The sequence below is a fragment of the Arthrobacter sp. Alg241-R88 genome (assembly GCF_900537115.1).
Taxonomy (GTDB): Bacteria; Actinomycetota; Actinomycetes; order Actinomycetales; family Micrococcaceae; genus Arthrobacter.
In genome coordinates this window covers 98,130-115,487 of sequence record NZ_UNRG01000010.1, presented here as the reverse complement: position 1 = coordinate 115,487, position 17,358 = coordinate 98,130, and the positions used below count along the sequence as shown (strand labels likewise).

The following is a 17,358-nucleotide window of genomic DNA, read 5'->3' as shown; positions in this document are numbered from 1 at the left end:
AGCGGGCGCGCAGCATGCTTAGGGCGTCCGACGGCGGGTAGGGGACTAGGTAAAAGGTGCACCAATCGAAGGGGGAGCGAACAGTGTCACGGGTAATCCGAACGCCGCCGGCGAGGGCGGCCGGCGCACCGGCGCGGGCGCCTGCCTTCCTGTTCGGCATGGGGATCGGCGGCTTTCTGGACGGCATCGTCCTGCACCAGTTGCTGCAATGGCACCACATGCTCAGCCACACCGAAAGCGGCGATACCAAAACTGTGGCGGGCCTGGAATTGAACACCCTGGCGGACGGCTTGTTCCACAGCGCCATGTGGGTGCTGGTGGTGGCCGCGGCGGCCCTCACCGTCCGAGCCCGCCGGCAGGGGCGGCTGTCCGGCCGCTGGAGTTTCCACACCGGCCTGGTCCTGTGCGGATGGGGAATGTTCAATGTCGTCGAGGGCCTGGTCAACCACCAGCTCCTGCAGATCCACCACGTCCGGGACGATCTGGGCGGCCCACTGGCCTGGGACCTTGGCTTCCTGGGAGTCAGCGTGGCCCTGGCCCTCGGTGGCTGGCTTCTATTTCGGGGTAGCCCAACGTCTGGAAAAATCGGCACACCTGACGCAGGATAGTAAGCATGCTGATTAAATCGGCTGCCGGAACCGGATCGGTTCAAACAAATCCAGATGTGGGCTCGAGAGGACATACTCATGGTTTTCTTTCACAAGCAGGAACTTCAATACAAGGCGACGCCGGATAAGCCGGACGCCGTCTACGCCCGAAAGCTGCAGGAAGTCCTGGGCGGGCAGTACGGCGAAATCACCGTTGCCATGCAGTACTCGTTCCAGGCTTGGAACGCCCACATGCCAGGGAAATATCGGGACATGCTGTTCGGAATCGGCGCCGAGGAATTTGGCCACGTTGAGATGCTGGCCACCATGATCGCCCAGCTGCTGGAGAAAGCACCCCTGGGCATCACCGAAGACGCCGTGCAGGCCGATCCCACCGTTGCGGCGATCGTGGGTGGAACCGACGTTCAGTCCGCCATCGTGGCCGGCGCCGGCGTCCGGCCCGTGGACAGCAACGGCAACCCGTGGCAGGGCAGCTACATCACTGCCAGCGGCAACATGCTGGCAGACTTTTGGGCCAACGCCAACGCCGAAATGCAGGGCCGGCTGCAGGTGGCCCGGCTGTATCACATGACAGACGACCATGGCATTCGCGATATGTTGTCCTTCCTGCTGGCACGGGACACCATGCACCAGAATCAATGGATTGCGGCGGCCAAGGAGCTGCAGGAAGAGGGCAAGGAAAACTTCCCGGTACCCAGCAACTTCCCCATCAACAAGGAGATGCGGGACGTCGCCTACCAGTACCGGAACTTCTCCGACGGCCAGGCCGCGGCGGAGGGTTCGTGGGCCAAGGGCCCCACGCCGGACGGCCTGGGCGAGTTCACATACGTCGCAGAGCCCCCGGCCGGAGTCCCCATGCCGCCGCCCACGCACCCGGATTCCCGCTTCTACGGCACCACCGAGCTGCCGAACATGATGGAGAAGGCTGCGGGAACCATTCAGGACAAGCTCAAGAAGGAGTAGCTGCGGCCGCGCAAGGCCATCCGCGACACACAAAAAACGCTGGCGCACCCACACAAGTCCGGGGGCGCCAGCGTTTTGCGCGTCACAGGCTACTTTGCGGGTCGCAATGGCACAGGAAGCCCCTGCCGGCAGGTCCCCGATATGACCAGGCGGCAGGGGCTTCGACGTGCCTACTTGTTGGGGTCCGGATCCTTGACGTCGCGCGGGCCGATATCGGCAGCGCCCAGGATGTCGGCGGCCGGGCTGTCGGCAGGCGCGTGCTCCCTGACGCTCAGCTCCGGGTGGTGCAGGTCCAGGGCGGGCCGTTCCGAACGGATGCGGGGCAGGGAAGTGAAGTTGTGCCGCGGCGGCGGGCAGGACGTGGCCCACTCCAGCGAGGCACCGAAGCCCCAGGGGTCATCCACGGTGACCTTCTTGCCGGTCCGCCACGTGATGTAGACGTTCCAGAAGAACGGGATCATCGAGGCGGCCAGCAGGTAGGAGCCGATGGTGGAGAACTGGTTCATCCAGGTGAATTCATCTTCCGGCATGTAGTCGGCGTAGCGGCGGGGCATGCCCTCAACACCAAGCCAGTGCTGGATGAGGAAGGTGCCGTGGAAGCCCAGGAAGAGCATCCAGAAGTGGATCTTGCCCAGGCGTTCGTTGAGCATGGTTCCGGTGAACTTGGGCCACCAGAAGTAGAAGCCGGCGAACATCGCGAACACCACCGTGCCGAACACCACGTAGTGGAAGTGCGCCACCACGAAGTAGGTATCGGAGACGTGGAAGTCCAGCGGCGGGGAGGCCAGGATGATGCCGGTGAGGCCGCCGAAGAGGAACGTGATCAGGAAGCCCAGGCTCCACAGCATGGGCGTCTCGAACGTCAGCGAGCCGCCCCACATGGTGCCGATCCAGTTGAAGAACTTCACACCGGTGGGAACCGCGATGAGCATGGTCATAAAGGCGAAGAACGGCAGCAGCACCGCACCGGTGACGTACATGTGGTGGGCCCACACGGTCACGGACAGGGCTGCGATGGCGATCGTGGCGTACACGATGCCCTTGTAGCCGAACAGGGGTTTCCGGCTGAAGACCGGGAAGATCTCCGAGACGATGCCGAAGAACGGCAGCGCGATGATGTACACCTCGGGGTGGCCGAAGAACCAGAACAGGTGCTGCCAGAGGATGGCGCCGCCATTGGCCGGATCGTAGATATGGGCGCCGAACTTCCGGTCCGCTCCCAGGGCGAACAGCGCGGCGGCCAGCGGCGGGAAGGCCATCAGCACCAGGATGGACGTGACCAGGGCATTCCAGGTGAAGATCGGCATCCGCCACATGGTGAGGCCCGGGGCACGCATGCAGATGATGGTGGTGATGAAGTTGACGGCACCCAGGATGGTTCCGAAGCCGGACAGCGCCAGGCCGAACACCCAGAGATCGCCGCCGAGGCCGGGCGTAAAGGTGGTGTTGGACAGCGGCGTGTAGGCGAACCAGCCAAAGGACGCGGCGCCCTGCGGCGTGATGAAGCCGGACATCGCAATCGTCGAGCCAAAGAGGAAGAACCAGAAGGCCAGCGCGTTCAGCCGCGGGAAAGCGACGTCGGGAGCGCCGATCTGCAGCGGCATGATGAAGTTCGTGAAACCTGCGAAGAGCGGGGTGGCGAACATCAGCAGCATCATGGTGCCGTGCATCGTGAAGAGCTGGTTGTACTGCTCTTTGGTTTGCAGGACCTGCATGCCTGGTTCGTACAATTCGGCGCGGATGAGCAAGGCCATCACGCCGGCAAGCAGGAAGAAAACGAACGAGGAAATCAGGTACAAGTACCCGATGGTTTTGTGGTCGGTGGACGTGATCCAGCTGACCACGATGCTGCCCTTGGGGCGCTTGACCACCGAAGGTGCGGCGGTCGCCGACGTTACGCCCATGTTCTGGCCGGTGGTGGTCATTATGGTTCCGTCCTTTGCTGTGCCTGCTCCAAAGCCGGTCGTGCCGGATTCCGGTCGTATGCATCTCCGCGGATGCCGGTGTTGCCCCTGGCGCGGAGATCGGCAATGTGGCTGTTGTACTCCTGCTCGGTCACCACCCGGACCTTAAAGAGCATCTCGGAGTGGTATTCGCCGCAGAGTTCCGCGCATTTGCCGGTGAACTCACCGGTGCGGTTGGGAATGATGTCGACGAACCTGTTGTACTGGTTTTCGCCGGGGTACATATCCCGTTTCTGCATGAACTCCACTACCCAGAAGGAATGCTGGACATCGCGGGAGTTCAGCTGCAGTTCCACCTTTTTACCCACCGGCAGGTACAGGGTAGGCAGCCGGTCGGGCGTACCCCAGTTGCCGTCCAGGTGGGCCTGGACGCCAGGGTCTTCATGCACGTCCTCCTTGACGTAGTTGAAGTCCCACGCCCACTGCTTGCCGCGGACATCGATCACCACGTCGGGGTCCTCGAACCGGTCGTCCATGGCCCGCTGCTCGCGGTCGGTAAAGACGAACAGGACGCCGACGATCATGAGCGGTACAGAGAGGTAAAAGACCTCCAGCGGGAGGTTGTAGCTCATCTGCCGCGGAAACCCGACCGTATCTTTCCGGCGGCGGTAAGCGATGACGCACCACAGGATGAGTCCCCAGGTGATCACGCCGATAACCAGCGCAGCGATCCACGAGTTCACCCACAGATCCGTGACCAGGGGGGTGTGGTCGGTAGTGTCCCGTTCGCCGGGCAGCCAGCCTCGCTGGACCTCCGCAGAACAGGAGGTCAACGCCAGCAGGGCCGGAATCGACAGTAAAGCGGCAGCCCGCCGCCATCTAAAAGTGTTTCTTCCAGTGCTGCTCACAGCGCGGTTCCCTCCGGAAAAGACCCAGAGGCCCAGCTGCATGAGCCCAATTGCCCATGGCACATGGCCAGCGGGTTTGTGCCCACCCTAGCGCGGGAAAGTAGCGGATGGAAGAGGTCCGAACCGTGCGGATTTTTCCCCGGAGGCCGCCGGAACCAGGGCAAGCCGTAGGAGGCCGACGGCGGCGGGTGAGTACCGCCGTCGGGCGCCACATCATGCCGCGTCGCTGATGATTTCCCTGGCCGCCATGGCCAGCAGGTCACGCTGGAGGGCTGGCAGCGAGATCACTGCCTCCACATAGGCCTGGACCTCGTATTCGCCGGCAGTGCCGCTCATGCCGAAGTAGCGCAGCCAGAGCTCGGCAACGGTGATGTCGGCGTCCTTCAGCGTGCGGTTGAGCTGGCTGCGTTCCTCCGGCTCGTGCGGCTCGAATCCCATGACTGTCCCCTTGACGTCGTTGGGGGCGGCGCTGCCGGCCGCGCGTCAGGCGACGTCCGGGTAGCTGGCGAGGATGTAGTCGGCGGCGGCGGGACCGGTCATGTACAACCGGCAGTCGTTCACGTCAACACCGCAACGCCGCATGCCGGCGCGGAAGGCCTGGTCAGATTTGGCGCGGAAGCCGTGCAGCGATGCCCAGCTGACGTAGAGGCCGTACAGGCAATCAGGTCCCAACGGGTGTTCGGCTGAAGGATCGGTGACGGTGGCTTCGTCAAGGAACTGCTGGAAATGTGAGGACGGCATGGTGGCCCAATCCGCTTCTGCAACATGTGCCGCCGGGTGGCTCCAGCAGCGACTTCCGCCGCCCCTGCAGTAAGGGCCGGGAAGGACGGGAGTAACGCCCGTCACACTTCAGAATCTACCCGCGGCAGCCGGGGAAGTATAGCCCGCCCGCCGCTATCCCGAGCTGAATCAGCAGGCTCAGGGAAGCGCCAGCACACCGCCGTAACAAAAGACAAGTCTTCCCAATAATTCATAAGGGTGCTTATTATGTTCTTCTTTCGACGGCATGCAGCGACCGTCAGCGAACATTCCCGAACGGGCTGACCCGGCGGGAAACAGCTGAAAGGCTCCCATGCACCTGACCCGGTCCGAGTACTCAAACCCCAACCATGTGCTGGTCCACGTGAGCGACCCTCACTATGTGGAAGAGGGGTTGCTGTACGGCGAGCTGGATCCCCAAACGGGGCTGGTGGAAGTCCTTGACGCCATCGAAGCCAGCGGCCTGAAGCCGGAAGCCATCATCTTCTCCGGTGACCTGGCGGACAAGGGCAGCCTGGAAGCCTACCGGCGGCTGCGGACCACCTGCCAGGCGTATGCCGAGCGCATGGGCGCGCAACTCATCTGGGCCATGGGCAACCACGACGAACGCATGAACTTCCAAAAGATGCTTCTCGACGAGGAGCCGCGCACCCTTCCGGTGGACCGCAGCTACTACCTGGGCAACCTCCGGGTGCTGGTCCTTGACTCCTCCACCCCTGGATACCACCACGGCGAGATCAGCGAGGAGCAGCTGCACTGGCTGGCGGGGCAACTGGAGACACAGGCCGACGACGGCACCCTCCTGGTGATCCACCACCCGCCTGTGCCGCCGGTCCAGGAACTCGCGGTGCTTTCGGAGCTGCGGAACCAGGAGAGCCTCGCCCGGGTGCTGGAGGGCAGCGACGTCATCGGGATACTCTCCGGCCACACCCATCACAGCGTCTTTTCAACCTTCGCCAGCATCCCGGTATCGGTGGCAGCCTCCACCAGCTACACCCAGGACCTGGCACTGCCCGCGGGCGCCATGCAGGGCCTGGACGGCGCCCGGTCCTTCAACCTGATCCGCATCCACAACCGGACCTTTGTCTCGGCGGTGGTTCCGGTGGGCGAGTACCCACGGATGAACTCCTACATCACCGCGGAGGAAACCCGGCAGCGGCTCCAGGCCGCCAAAATCGACATCCCATCCGCCACCGAAAACGCGGGAGGCACCCCCTGCGGCCGCCACTAGGCCGCCACGTCGAATGAAAGGACCAGCCATGGACCAGAAACCACCCTCTCCACCCGGTACCCGCCGCCGCAACGTGGCGGTCATTTTGGCGGGAGGAGTCGGCGCCCGCATGGGCCTGGACATCCCCAAACAGTTTGTCCCGATCGCCGGCCGCACCAGCCTCGAGCACACGGTGGAGCTGTTCCAGCACTGCGGGCTGGTGGACGAGATGATCGTTATGATGGCTCCGGGTTACATCCCCCGCGCCGAGGAACTGCTCCTGGGCAGCAAACCGGGCGCCAACGCTGATGCGAAGGCAGCCAACAAGTTCAGCAAACTCGCCGGCATCCTGCCGGGCGGGGCGGACCGCAGCGAAACCTCCCGCCTGGCCCTGGCCGCCATCGCGGACAAGGACGCCAACGTCATCTTCCACGACGCCGTCCGCCCCCTGCTCGACGGCGACATCATCATTGCCTGCATCCGCGCGCTCGACGTCTACGCCGCGGTCGACACCGCCATCCCCTCAGCGGACACCATCATCGAAGTGGATGATGAGAACTTCATTCGCGCAGTGCCGCCGCGGGCCAAACTGCGAAGGGGCCAGACCCCGCAGGCGTTCCGGATGCCCGTGATTGCCGAGGCGTACGAACGGGCCGGCCAGGACCCTGGCTTCTCCGCCACGGACGACTGCTCTGTGGTCCTCAAGTACTGCCCGGACGTCCCCATCTTCGTGGTGGACGGGGACGAGGCCAACATCAAGATCACCCAGCCCATCGACATCCACCTTGCGGACAAACTGTTCCAGCTCAAGCACAAAACCATGCTGCCCGGCGGGAACAGGGCCGGGCTCCGCGGCTCCACCGTGCTGGTGTTCGGTGCAAGTTCGGGGATCGGCCTGGAGCTTGTCCAGCAGCTCGAGGCGGAAGGCGCCCTGGTGGTGGGGCAGAGCCGCACCGGCAACGGAACCTACGTGGAGGACCGCCAGTGCGTGGCCCAGGCGCTGGCCTCCGCCGCCGCCACCCATGGCCACCTCGACCACGTCATCCTCACGGCCGGCGTCCTCAGCGTGGGGCCGCTCGCCCAGCTCACCGATGAGCAGCTGCACCACGACGTGGATGTGAACCTCACGGCCGCCTTCATCGTGGCCCAGGAATCGCAAAAGTACCTGGCCGAAAGCAAGGGATCGCTGACGCTTTTCGCCTCCAGTTCCTACACCCGCGGCCGGGCCAACTACACGGTCTACTCAGCCACCAAGGCTGCGATCGTGAACCTTACCCAGGCGCTCGCGGACGAGTGGAGCTCGGACGGCATCCGGGTGAACTGCATCAGCCCCAGCCGCACCGCCACCCCTATGCGGACCAGGGCGTTCGGCGCGGAGGAGGAAGGGTCCCTGCTGCCCGCGGCGGCTGTGGCCGGGGCCAGCATCCAGGTCCTGGCCTCGGCCATGACCGGGCAGGTGGTGGACGTCCGGCTCCCTTACACCGACCCGTCCAAAGACTCCGAACTGGTAGCGCTGCCATGAGCCAGGACGTCGAGGTACGCAGCGTTACCAGCAATAGCTACAGCCACAGCCTTCGGGCGGACAGGGTATCGCTGACCCTCGCCGGCCCGCCCATTCGGGCCGGCGCCACCCTGTCCATCCTGCTGGGGGACAGGCCCATCTGGAGCGTCCACTCCGGCGAGGGCGCCAGGCGCGGCCCCGGCTGCTGCATCATCGACTGGCCGCCGGCCCTCGCCGGCCGGCTGTCCGGGTGGGCGCGGCTGAGCGTGCTGCAGGACGGAACGCCGTTATGCCCGACGGCGAGAGTCACCTTTGATGATTCACCCCACCAGTTCTCACTCGAGGAGCCCGGCACGGGGATGCCGCAAATCATCAACAAGTGGGGGCGGATCGCACGGAACTTCGAAGGCCGGCGCGCCTACCTGATTGACGAGGCGCTGGATGAGGCCTGCAGGCTCGTGGAGTGGATGCGGGGCCGCGGCCAGGAGCTGTTCGTCACCGGCGGCACCCTCCTGGGGCCCGTCCGGGACGGCCGGGTGATGCCCGGCGACGACGATGTTGACCTGGCCTACCTGAGCCGGCACGAAAATCCCTCGGACATCGCGCTGGAGGGCTTCGAGCTGGAACGGGCCCTTCATGCGGAAGGCTACGAAACGGTCAGGCACTCAGCAGGGCACCTGCAGCTGCTGTTCCCCGGCGCGGACGGCACGGACCGGTTCTACCTGGACATCTTCACCTACTTCAACGTGGGCGGCTGGTTCCACGGCACGTTCCATGCCCGCGAACGCACGGAGGACGTGACCATCTTTCCGCTGCGGAACCTCAGCATCAACGGACGGGAGCTGCCCGCACCGGCCGAGCCGGAGCAGATGCTGGCCGCGATTTACGGGCCCGGCTGGCACACCCCTGATCCCGCGTTCCGTTTCATCACGCCGCCGCCTGCCCGCCGCCGTTATGACACGTGGCTGGGCGGCCTGGACTGGGACCGGGAGAACTGGGAGGACCACCACCGGGTTCTGCTGCGGGGTCAGGGCGGGCACGGTGCCGGCCAGACGCCGTCGGCCTGGGCGGAGGAGCTGGCCCGCGGGCTGCCGCCGGGCTCACGCATCCTGGAACTGGGCTGCGGCCTCGGCGGCGACGCGCGGCACTTCTCGGAGCAGGGGCACCAAGTGGTGGCCGTTGACTACAGCCGCCCGGCAATCGAGCACCTGCGCGCGCAACACGCTGGCCACGGGTCCCTGGAGTTCCGCCGGGTCAACCTCAACTCACTTCGGGAGACCGCCCCGCTGGCCAGGATCCTGAATGAGGGCCCAGGTCCCCTGTATGTGTACGCGCGGCTGCTGCTGAATTCGCTTGACTGGCAAGGCCGGGAGAACACGCTGGGGCTGGTCCGCCAGCTTTTGCGGAACCAGGGCCAGGCCGCCGCGGCCTTCCTGGAAGTCCAGGTGGGGGAGTCCGAACCGGCTTTCCCGGAGTGCCGCTTCTATGCGCCCATGAACGTTGCCGATCTGAAAGCCAGCCTCGCAAAGCTGGGGCTGGAAGCGGAGGAAGTTCCACCACAACCAGGGCGCCCGGCCGACGGCGCCATACCCACGCAACGAGTGAAAGTGAGGGCCCTGCCATGAATGATCCCCTGATTGACGCCATCCACGAGCACGAGCCCCTGAGCGACCCGCTGGAAGAGGTCAACCTGCGCCTGGCCATAGCCGCAACGGATATCGCCGAACTGCGCGCCGAGGTTGTCCGGCTGGACCGGGACCTGGACGAGTCCCGGCGGCTGAACCGGAGGGCCGCCGAGTTGCTGGACCTCGTCTACGAGCACCTGGCCGGCAACCCGGGCCGCCTGCCCGCGGAGGCTCCTGCCCTGGAGGGGGAAGGGGCGGGCAGATGAGCGGAATCGACATCATTGGCGCCTTTGAGAGCACGTATCTTCCCCGGCACGACAGGGACATCTTCGAATCCACGGCCCACGATGTCCAGTGGAAGCAGGACCTGAAACTGCTCACCGAATGCGGGGTGAGCCGGCTGCGGTACCCCGTCCGCTGGCACCGGGTGGAAGCCGAGGAAGGGGTCTTCAACTGGCAGGACACGGACAAGGTGCTGCACTATCTCCGGGACAACGGCTTCCGGCCCATCGTGGACCTGGTGCACCACACCAGCTATCCCCGGTGGATGGAGGGCGGCTTCGCGGACCCCCGCTTCCGCACCGCCTACCTTCGGTACACGGAAGAGTTCGCCCGGCGGTACCCGTGGGTGCAGGAGTACACGCTCTTCAACGAGCCCTTCTCCACCCTGTTCCTTACCGGGCACGAGGCCATTTGGCCGCCCTACCACGAGGGCGTGGACAGCTTCGTACGCCAGATCCTCAACGTGCTGCCGGCAGTGGCGGAGGCGAGCCGCGCCTATGCGGAACTGCTGCCCGGCGCCAAGCACGTCTGGGTGGACACCTGCGAGCACCACACCGGGGAAGGGGCCGCCGGCGGTGCCTACGCCACCATGGCCAACGAGCGCCGGTTCCTGGTGCTGGACAGCTTCCTGGGCAAATACGACGGCAAGGGCTACGACCCGGACGGCCCCATGGCGGAGCTGCTCCGCGACGCCGGGGGAGAGAAGCTGCAGGAAATGGAGCCGGGACGGATCGACGTGCTGGGCCTGGACTACTACGCCCACTGCCAGTGGCACTTCGATGACAAGGGCGGGTCCACCCACACGCCGCATCCCCTGCCCCTGGCGCAGCAGATCTACCTGTACTGGGACCGCTACCGGTTCCCGTGCCTGCTCACCGAAACCAACATCCGCGGCTTCACATCCGACCGGGCCACCTGGTTCAAGTACGTTTTGGAGCAGTGCGAACGGGCCCGGCACATGGGGGTTCCCTTGGACGGCCTGTGCTGGTTCCCCGTGATTGACTCCACGGACTGGGCGTCGCTTCTGTTCCGCAACGATGGGCACATCGACCCCGTGGGGGTGTATTGGCTGGACGACGAGCTGGCCCGTCAGCCGTCAGTCATGTCCGAGTCCTATGCGAAAGCCGCGGCCGGCACGCCGTCGAAAGACCTGCCGGCCTTCACGCTTCGCGAACCCGTGGCTACCTGGCTGCGCGGATACGAATCACACATGTCCCACTGGAATTGGAGTGAAGCCCCTGACGCGGATCAGGGAAACAGCCTGCCCAACGCACAGACCCGGATGGAATTGAGGATAGTCAATGCAGAGTGAACTGATCGTTTTGTCGCATCTCCGCTGGGACTGGGTATGGCAGCGCCCCCAGCACCTCGTTTCCCGCCTGGGCTCCCGCTGTTCCACCTGGTACGTGGAGGAACCGCTCACGCCGTCGCCCGGATTTACCGGGCCGAACCGGATCAACCATAAGAGGGTGGACGGGCTGAACCGGGCCTGGCTGGAGATCCCCGAGCAGGGCCACCACGTGGGATTTTTCGACGACGTCCTCCCCGACTACATCGAGCAGCTGCCCGAACTGGTGGGTCCGCCCACGGGGGAACGGGTGGTGTGGCTGTACACCCCGCTGGCCCTGGAACTTGCCCTCGCCCTGCAGCCCACCACGCTGGTGTACGACGTGATGGACGATCTCGCCGCCTTCAAGGACGCCCCGCCCGAGCTGGTGGTGAGGCAGCGGCAGGCACTCCGCCGGGCCGACGTCGTCTTTGCCGGCGGCCGCTCCCTGCACCGGTCCATGGTGCGGCAGGGCCGCGCAGACACCCTGCTCTTCCCCAGCGGCGTGGAGCCGGAGCACTACAGGACCCCGACGGCGGAGCCCCGGGTTCCGGGGCAGCGTCCCGTTGCCGGATACGTGGGAGTCCTGGACGAACGGCTGGACCTGGGCCTTATCGCGGACCTGGCCCGCGCGTTGCCGGAGTGGGACATCAGGATGTACGGGCCGGTGGCCAAGATCGATCCGGCCAGCCTGCCCCAGGCGCCCAACATCAGTTACGAGGGGTATACCTGCTACGCGGACCTTCCGGCGGTGATGGCCGGCCTGGACGTTGCACTGATGCCGTTTGCTCTGAATGAGGCAACCCGTTCCATCAGCCCCACCAAGACGCTGGAATATCTGGCGGCCGGACTTCCTGTGGTGTCCACCCGGGTGCCGGACGTTGTGGCTGACTTCCCGGGCGTGGTGCACCTGCGCGACGACGGCGCGGGTTTTGCTTCGCTGTGCCGGACCCTCGGCCAGCGGGATCCTTCACGCGGCCCCAAGCCGAAGACCCGGGAGCTGCTGAAGAAGTACCACTGGGATGCGATCGCAGCCCAGATGGCCGAGTCCGTGTTCGCTTCGGGCCTGCAGGTGCCGGAACCGTCCGACGCCGAGGCCACTGCCTAACGCAGAGTTTTTGTCCAGCTATGCAGACTTCCGAGCCCCGGAACCCTGCATATCTGGACAAAAACCTGCCAGTCACGGAAGGAGAGTGGAATGACGCACATACGGGCGATGATCGACGCCCACCCCAAAGGGTTGGATGAGTTCAACAAAGCCAAACTGGCTGAGTGCATCGGTGCCTGTTTCGAATGCGCGCAGACCTGCACTGCCTGCGCCGACGCCTGCCTCAGCGAGGACATGGTGGCGGAACTGGTCACCTGTATCGGGACGGACCTGGACTGCGCGGACATCTGCGCAACAACGGGAAATGTGCTGTCCCGCCACGCCGCTTACAACGGCAATGTCACCCGGGCGTTGCTGGAAGCCTGCCGCGCTGCCTGCAGGGCCTGCGCGGAGGAGTGCGATAAGCACGCCGACATGCACGACCACTGCCAGGTCTGCGCGGAGGCGTGCCGGCGCTGTGAACAGGCATGCGCCGACCTGCTGACCTCACTGGATGAAGGAGCTGAACAACAATGAACGAAGTACCCCTGCACAAGGAACTGCCGCTGCCCGACTACGACCACCTGCCGGTGGGAACCCTCCCGTCACGTATCTCAGGCTTGGACGAGGCGCAAATGGCGCAGTTGATCACGTACGAGAAGGCCCACGGGAACCGCCTGCCCATCATGCAGATCCTCGAAAAGAGGCTGCATGACCTGCAGGGCGGCACCGTTCCCCGCGGCCCGCAGGCGCCCAGCACGCCGGAGGTGAATACCGGCCAGCCGGACACCCCGCAGACTGCGAACGTGCCGGGGCCGCCCATCAATCCGCCGTCGCAGGGCGATCCCACCAACCCTGCCCAGCCCCGGTGAGCCGGCAATATCACGAATTGGAGGGCCATGACGGCCCGGGCCACGAGGGCCCGGGCCTGCACGCCCCGGAGCACCCGGGCGTGAATGACGGCGGGGCTAAGCACGACGGCGGCATGGACCACGACGGCGGCGCTGACCTTCGCTCCTTCGTCGAGTCCCGCCGGGCTGAGCTTGAGGGCCAGCTGGCGGAGTGGGTTCGCGTGCCCGGGGTGCTGGGGGACCCGGAGCACCCCAAGGGCCTGCTCCGCTCGGCGAACTGGCTGGCGGCTGCCTTCCGGGATGTGGGCTTCCCGGTGGTGGAGGTGCTGCCCACTGGGGAGTCGCACGCCGTGTACGCGGAATGGTGCGAAGCGGCCGGCGCCCCCACCGTCCTGGTGTACAGCCACCACGATGTACGGGTGGCCAAGCCGGAGCTGTGGGACCAGACCGGGCCCTTCGAGCCGGTGGTGCGGGACGGCCGGTTATTCGGGCGGGGCAGCTCCGATGCCAAGGGCCAGGTGATGGCCCACCTGTGGTCACTTCGCGCGCACCTGGCCCAGCAGTCCAAACGCTCTCCCACTTCCGGGGCCCAAAACCCAAACGCTCTCTCACTTTCGGGGCCCAAAACCCAAACGCTCTCTCACCCTGCACCGCCGGGCTCCGCACGCACCGCACCCGCCGTCAACCTGAAATACCTCGTCGAAGGGGAGGAAGAGGGCGGGTCACCGCATCTTGCCCAGCTGCTGGAGGAGCAGGCGGACCGGCTGCAGGCGGACCTGGTGCTGTTCTCGGACACCCTTCTCTTCCGCGAGGATCATCCGGCCCTGTGCATGAGCCTGCGCGGGATGCTCAGCGCCCACCTGGAGCTCACCGGGCCGGACGTGGACGTGCACAGCGGCGCCGTGTCCGGTGCCGCCCCCAATCCGGCCTTTGAACTGAGCAGGTTGCTCGCCGGTCTCCATGACGGGGAGGGCCGGATCGCCATCCCCGGATTCTATGACGACGTTGCCGCGGTGCCGGAGGACTTTCGGGAAGCACTCGCACGCCTGCCCTTCACTGAAGAGGACTGGGTGAAGCGCTCGGAGTCGGGAAGCATCACGGGCGAAGTGGGGTTCACGGTTCCGGAGCGGCTGTGGCTCCGCCCGGCGGTGGAAGTCACGGCGCTGGTTGCCGGCGATCCTGTCGGACTTTCCAGCGCTGCTGTTCCGTCGGTGGCGTCCGTGGACCTGAGCTTCCGGACGGTGGCCGGCCAGCGGGTGGAAAAGGTGGCTAGGCAGCTCCGGCAATGGGTTCAGGACACGGTGGGGGAGAACTACGGCCGCACGCTCAGCGTGGATCTCGAGACGGCCCAGGAACCGTACTGGACCCCGGACCACCCTGCTGTTTCCGCCCTGGAACGGGCCATGGCCAAAGGCTTCCGCTCAGCCGATGTGGGCAGGATGGGCAACGCCGGCGGAGGGCCTGCCGAACTGCTCAGCCGGTCGCTGCACGCGCCGGTCCTGTTCTTCGGGACGGGCCTGGTGGAGGACCACTGGCACGACAGTGACGAAAGCGCCAACCTCGAAGTCCTTGTCAACGGCGCCGTCACGCTTGCATGCTTCTGGGACGAACTGGCCCGGATGGAATGACAAAGGACGACGACGATGGACGGCTCAGGCGATAACGGCAGCGGCACCGGACGGGACACAAACGGCAGTCCAGCTGTCCGGACTTTCGGCATCGAGGAGGAGTTGCTCCTCGTGGATCCGGGTACCGGGGAAGCTGTGCCAATGGCCGGCGCGCTCTGGGACCTGTACGTTCGTCCGATGGACTCCGCTTCCGGTCCTGTCCTGACCGCAGAGTTCCAACAGGAGATGATCGAGGTTGTCACGCCCCCGCATTCCACCATGGCTGCACTGGAGGCGGACATCATTCGGGGGCGGACCATTGCTGCGAGGGCGGCGAGGGACGTGGGAGTCCGGGTTGCAGCCCTGGGAACATCCCCGCTGCCCTCCGATCCCCATCCGGTGCAGCTCCGCCGTTTCGTGGCCATGACGGAGGAATATGGGTTAACGGCCAGGGAGCAGCTCACCTGTGGCTGCCATATTCACGTCTTCGTGGAGTCGGACGAGGAAGGCGTAGCGGTGCTGGACCGGATGCGGATCTGGCTGCCGGTACTCATCGCCCTGAGTGCCAACTCTCCGTTCTGGCACGGGCAGGATACCGGCTACGCCAGCTATCGCTCGCAGGTGTGGAGCCGGTGGCCAACGGCCGGGCCGCTGGAAATCCTGGGTTCACCGGATGCCTACCATCAACTGGTGTACGACATGGTGAGCACCGGCGTGGCACTGGACGAGGGGATGGTCTACTTCGATGCCCGGCTTTCCCGGCACTATCCCACGGTGGAGATCCGGATCGCGGATGTGTGCCTGCGGCCGCAGAACACGGTGCTGCTGGCCGGCATCGCCCGCGGATTAGTGGAGACCGCTGCCCGGGAGTGGCGGAAGGGCATCGACCCGGTCGCCGTGCCTGCGACGCTCCTTCGGCTGGCAGGGTGGAAGGCCAGCCGGTGGGGACTGCGCGGGGAACTGCTGGACCCGCTGACCAGCCGCCCGGGGCCGGCGCTCGCCGTCGTCAATGCCCTGCTGAACCATATCCGGGAGGCGCTGGAGGACATTGGGGACCTGGAACGGGTGGAGGAATTGATGGACGATCTGCTCTACGCCGGCACGGGCGCCGTCCGGCAGTTGGAGGTGATCCACCGCACCGGGGATTTGGAGGCCGTGGTGGCCGACGCCGCCGACTGCACGGTGTGGGTGGAGGCGGACTAGGAACAGGTGGTGCCTGCCTAGGAGTTGGCCTTGTCCACCTGGTGCGGGAGTACGACGTCGTCGGCGGCGCGGGCCGCTGAGGGGAACAGGACGAGCAGGAGGCCCAGGCCCGCTGCCGCGCCGATGAGCTGGGCGATGACGAACGAGGGTACGGAGCCCGGTGCGATGCCGGCGAACGTGTCGCTAAAGATGCGGCCGACCGTCACTGCAGGGTTCGCGAACGAGGTGGAGGATGTGAACCAGTACGCTGCGCCGATGTAGGCGCCCACCGCCGGCGCGGCAAGCACGCCCCGCTTGGTTGCGGCGAGCGCAAAGATCAGCAGGATCAGCCCGGCGGTGGCAACAACTTCACCGAGGAGGTGCCCGCCGGTTGCCCGGTCCTTGCTGGAGATGGAGGTGCCGACGTCGTACATCGCGTTAGCCACCACGCTTCCGCCGATGGCGCCGAGCGTCTGTACCACGACGTAGGTGCCGAGCTCGGGCAGGGTCAGTCCCGTACCGCTGCGCCGCCCCAGGATCCAGTCCACGAGCGAGACCACAGGGTTGAAGTGCGCGCCGCTGACAGGTCCGAACACGAGGATCAGGACGGTCAACCCCAGCACTGTCGCGGTGCTGTTCTGAAGCAGCTGCAGCCCGACGTCGTTGGGGGAGAGCTGCTGCGCCGCGATGCCCGAGCCTACAACGACCATCACGAGCAGGCTGGTGCCAAGAAGCTCTGCGACGGCGCGGCGCCACAGCGGTGGCTGGTTTGTAGTCATGGCATCAAGCTTGACGCACGAGAGTATCTCAGTCAAAGTTGAGTCAATGAAAACTGAGCGAGAAGACGGATTCCAGGCACGGGTCGCAAAACACGCCGCCCTTGCTGATCCTGCACGCCTGCGCATTGTGGACCTGCTGACCCTCGGGGACTTTTCGCCCACGGAACTTCAGGCTGAACTGAACATGCCCTCGAACCTGCTGTCCCACCACCTGCGTGCCTTGGAAGGAGCCGGGCTGGCAACCCGCCACCGCTCTGAGGCGGACAAGCGCCGAAGCTACATCAGGCTGGCCGCCAGGGCTTTGGAAGGCCTTGCGCCTGGGGAGGAGCATGCAGCCAGCCGCGTTGTGTTTGTCTGCACGCGGAACAGCGCCCGGTCCCAGCTGGCTGCCGCCCTCTGGCGCGAGGCCAGCGAAATCCCCTCAACCTCGGCAGGAACACACCCCGGTGACCGCATCGCCCAGGGAGCCATTGAGGTGGCCCGCCGCCACGGCGTGAAGCTTGCGGAGGTTCCGCCCCGCAAGCTTGACAGGGTGAGTGGCGGCGACTTCGTGGTCACTGTCTGCGACAACGCCCACGAGGAACTTACCGGCCTCGGGGGCATCCACTGGTCTGTGCCCGATCCCCTCCGGATCAACACCGAGGAAGCCTTCGAGAGCGCCTTCACTGACATCTCCAACCGGGTCAACGACCTGGCGCCCCGGATGCACGCCGCCTAGCTCGAACCTCAACCAGACCATTCATCCCAACTTTCAGGAGATAACCC

The 17,358-nt window shown here is 65.6% G+C and carries 18 protein-coding genes; 13 read left to right on the top strand and 5 right to left on the bottom strand.

What is annotated here, in order from left to right:
* The first annotated feature begins 83 nt into the window (after positions 1-83).
* Positions 84-608 (top strand): DUF2243 domain-containing protein, encoded by a 525-nt coding sequence (locus tag G6R19_RS17820; protein ID WP_240341952.1) that lies wholly within the window; start codon positions 84-86, stop codon positions 606-608.
* Between the two features lie 78 nt (positions 609-686).
* On the top strand, positions 687-1,571 hold the full coding sequence (locus tag G6R19_RS17815; RefSeq protein WP_163167423.1) for a manganese catalase family protein: 885 nt from the start codon (positions 687-689) through the stop codon (positions 1,569-1,571).
* 170 nt (positions 1,572-1,741) lie between these two features.
* On the opposite strand, the gene ctaD is transcribed toward G6R19_RS17815, so the two are convergent.
* The 4 genes from ctaD to G6R19_RS17795 all read right to left on the bottom strand — a co-directional run bounded on the left by ctaD (position 1,742) and on the right by G6R19_RS17795 (position 5,124).
* Positions 1,742-3,496, bottom strand: coding sequence for a cytochrome c oxidase subunit I (gene ctaD, locus G6R19_RS17810; protein ID WP_205484559.1), 1,755 nt, complete (start codon positions 3,494-3,496; stop codon positions 1,742-1,744).
* Complete coding sequence (locus G6R19_RS17805; RefSeq protein WP_240341957.1) at positions 3,496-4,272, bottom strand: cytochrome c oxidase subunit II; 777 nt, start codon at positions 4,270-4,272, stop codon at positions 3,496-3,498. Before G6R19_RS17805 ends, ctaD begins: the two co-directional genes overlap by 1 nt.
* 324 nt (positions 4,273-4,596) lie before the next feature.
* The gene (locus G6R19_RS17800) at positions 4,597-4,821 is read right to left on the bottom strand and encodes a hypothetical protein (RefSeq protein WP_163167418.1); all 225 of its coding nucleotides are present in this window, start codon (positions 4,819-4,821) and stop codon (positions 4,597-4,599) included.
* 45 nt (positions 4,822-4,866) lie between these two features.
* Positions 4,867-5,124, bottom strand: a complete 258-nt coding sequence (locus G6R19_RS17795) for a hypothetical protein (protein ID WP_163167417.1) — start codon at positions 5,122-5,124, stop codon at positions 4,867-4,869.
* Between the two features lie 331 nt (positions 5,125-5,455).
* On the opposite strand from G6R19_RS17795, the gene G6R19_RS17790 reads away from it, so the two are divergent.
* The 10 genes from G6R19_RS17790 (at position 5,456) to G6R19_RS17745 (ending at position 15,835) form a co-directional block, all read left to right on the top strand.
* Positions 5,456-6,373 (top strand): metallophosphoesterase, encoded by a 918-nt coding sequence (locus G6R19_RS17790; protein WP_163167415.1) that lies wholly within the window; start codon positions 5,456-5,458, stop codon positions 6,371-6,373.
* Positions 6,374-6,401: 28 nt separating this feature from the next.
* A complete protein-coding gene (locus G6R19_RS17785; protein WP_163167413.1) occupies positions 6,402-7,874 on the top strand; it encodes a bifunctional cytidylyltransferase/SDR family oxidoreductase in 1,473 nt (490 codons plus the stop codon).
* The gene (locus tag G6R19_RS20270) at positions 7,871-9,478 is read left to right on the top strand and encodes a class I SAM-dependent methyltransferase (protein WP_205484557.1); all 1,608 of its coding nucleotides are present in this window, start codon (positions 7,871-7,873) and stop codon (positions 9,476-9,478) included. The genes G6R19_RS17785 and G6R19_RS20270 overlap by 4 nt, the downstream gene beginning before the upstream one ends.
* On the top strand, positions 9,475-9,744 hold the full coding sequence (locus G6R19_RS17775; protein ID WP_163167411.1) for a DUF6752 domain-containing protein: 270 nt from the start codon (positions 9,475-9,477) through the stop codon (positions 9,742-9,744). Before G6R19_RS20270 ends, G6R19_RS17775 begins: the two co-directional genes overlap by 4 nt.
* On the top strand, positions 9,741-11,072 hold the full coding sequence (locus G6R19_RS17770) for a family 1 glycosylhydrolase (RefSeq protein WP_163167409.1): 1,332 nt from the start codon (positions 9,741-9,743) through the stop codon (positions 11,070-11,072). The genes G6R19_RS17775 and G6R19_RS17770 overlap by 4 nt, the downstream gene beginning before the upstream one ends.
* Positions 11,062-12,195, top strand: coding sequence for a glycosyltransferase (locus G6R19_RS17765; RefSeq protein ID WP_163167407.1), 1,134 nt, complete (start codon positions 11,062-11,064; stop codon positions 12,193-12,195). The genes G6R19_RS17770 and G6R19_RS17765 overlap by 11 nt, the downstream gene beginning before the upstream one ends.
* 90 nt (positions 12,196-12,285) lie before the next feature.
* Entirely contained in the window at positions 12,286-12,711 is a 426-nt protein-coding gene (locus G6R19_RS17760; RefSeq protein WP_163167405.1) for a four-helix bundle copper-binding protein, read from the top strand.
* On the top strand, positions 12,708-13,046 hold the full coding sequence (locus G6R19_RS17755) for a hypothetical protein (protein WP_163167403.1): 339 nt from the start codon (positions 12,708-12,710) through the stop codon (positions 13,044-13,046). Before G6R19_RS17760 ends, G6R19_RS17755 begins: the two co-directional genes overlap by 4 nt.
* Positions 13,043-14,653: a M20/M25/M40 family metallo-hydrolase gene (locus G6R19_RS17750; RefSeq protein ID WP_275898079.1), complete on the top strand. Its 1,611-nt coding sequence runs from the start codon at positions 13,043-13,045 to the stop codon at positions 14,651-14,653. The genes G6R19_RS17755 and G6R19_RS17750 overlap by 4 nt, the downstream gene beginning before the upstream one ends.
* A gap of 15 nt (positions 14,654-14,668) precedes the next feature.
* Complete coding sequence (locus G6R19_RS17745) at positions 14,669-15,835, top strand: glutamate--cysteine ligase (RefSeq protein WP_163167401.1); 1,167 nt, start codon at positions 14,669-14,671, stop codon at positions 15,833-15,835.
* 17 nt (positions 15,836-15,852) lie between these two features.
* On the opposite strand, the gene G6R19_RS17740 is transcribed toward G6R19_RS17745, so the two are convergent.
* Positions 15,853-16,593 carry an MIP/aquaporin family protein gene (locus tag G6R19_RS17740; protein ID WP_163167399.1) on the bottom strand — a complete coding sequence of 247 codons (741 nt, stop codon included), beginning with the start codon at positions 16,591-16,593 and terminating at the stop codon, positions 15,853-15,855.
* 46 nt (positions 16,594-16,639) lie between these two features.
* Between G6R19_RS17740 and G6R19_RS17735 the strand changes: the two genes are divergently transcribed.
* Positions 16,640-17,311 (top strand): helix-turn-helix domain-containing protein, encoded by a 672-nt coding sequence (locus G6R19_RS17735; RefSeq protein WP_163167398.1) that lies wholly within the window; start codon positions 16,640-16,642, stop codon positions 17,309-17,311.
* Positions 17,312-17,358 lie beyond the last annotated feature (47 nt).

Coding starts and splice junctions, on each gene's coding strand:
- G6R19_RS17815 (WP_163167423.1), top strand. CDS start 687: ATGGTTTTCTTTCACAAGCAGGAACTTCAATACAAGGCGACGCCGGAT.
- ctaD (WP_205484559.1), bottom strand. CDS start 3,496: ATGACCACCACCGGCCAGAACATGGGCGTAACGTCGGCGACCGCCGCA.
- G6R19_RS17800 (WP_163167418.1), bottom strand. CDS start 4,821: ATGGGATTCGAGCCGCACGAGCCGGAGGAACGCAGCCAGCTCAACCGC.
- G6R19_RS17795 (WP_163167417.1), bottom strand. CDS start 5,124: ATGCCGTCCTCACATTTCCAGCAGTTCCTTGACGAAGCCACCGTCACC.
- G6R19_RS17790 (WP_163167415.1), top strand. CDS start 5,456: ATGCACCTGACCCGGTCCGAGTACTCAAACCCCAACCATGTGCTGGTC.
- G6R19_RS17785 (WP_163167413.1), top strand. CDS start 6,402: ATGGACCAGAAACCACCCTCTCCACCCGGTACCCGCCGCCGCAACGTG.
- G6R19_RS20270 (WP_205484557.1), top strand. CDS start 7,871: ATGAGCCAGGACGTCGAGGTACGCAGCGTTACCAGCAATAGCTACAGC.
- G6R19_RS17775 (WP_163167411.1), top strand. CDS start 9,475: ATGAATGATCCCCTGATTGACGCCATCCACGAGCACGAGCCCCTGAGC.
- G6R19_RS17770 (WP_163167409.1), top strand. CDS start 9,741: ATGAGCGGAATCGACATCATTGGCGCCTTTGAGAGCACGTATCTTCCC.
- G6R19_RS17765 (WP_163167407.1), top strand. CDS start 11,062: ATGCAGAGTGAACTGATCGTTTTGTCGCATCTCCGCTGGGACTGGGTA.
- G6R19_RS17760 (WP_163167405.1), top strand. CDS start 12,286: ATGACGCACATACGGGCGATGATCGACGCCCACCCCAAAGGGTTGGAT.
- G6R19_RS17755 (WP_163167403.1), top strand. CDS start 12,708: ATGAACGAAGTACCCCTGCACAAGGAACTGCCGCTGCCCGACTACGAC.
- G6R19_RS17745 (WP_163167401.1), top strand. CDS start 14,669: ATGGACGGCTCAGGCGATAACGGCAGCGGCACCGGACGGGACACAAAC.
- G6R19_RS17740 (WP_163167399.1), bottom strand. CDS start 16,593: ATGACTACAAACCAGCCACCGCTGTGGCGCCGCGCCGTCGCAGAGCTT.
- G6R19_RS17735 (WP_163167398.1), top strand. CDS start 16,640: ATGAAAACTGAGCGAGAAGACGGATTCCAGGCACGGGTCGCAAAACAC.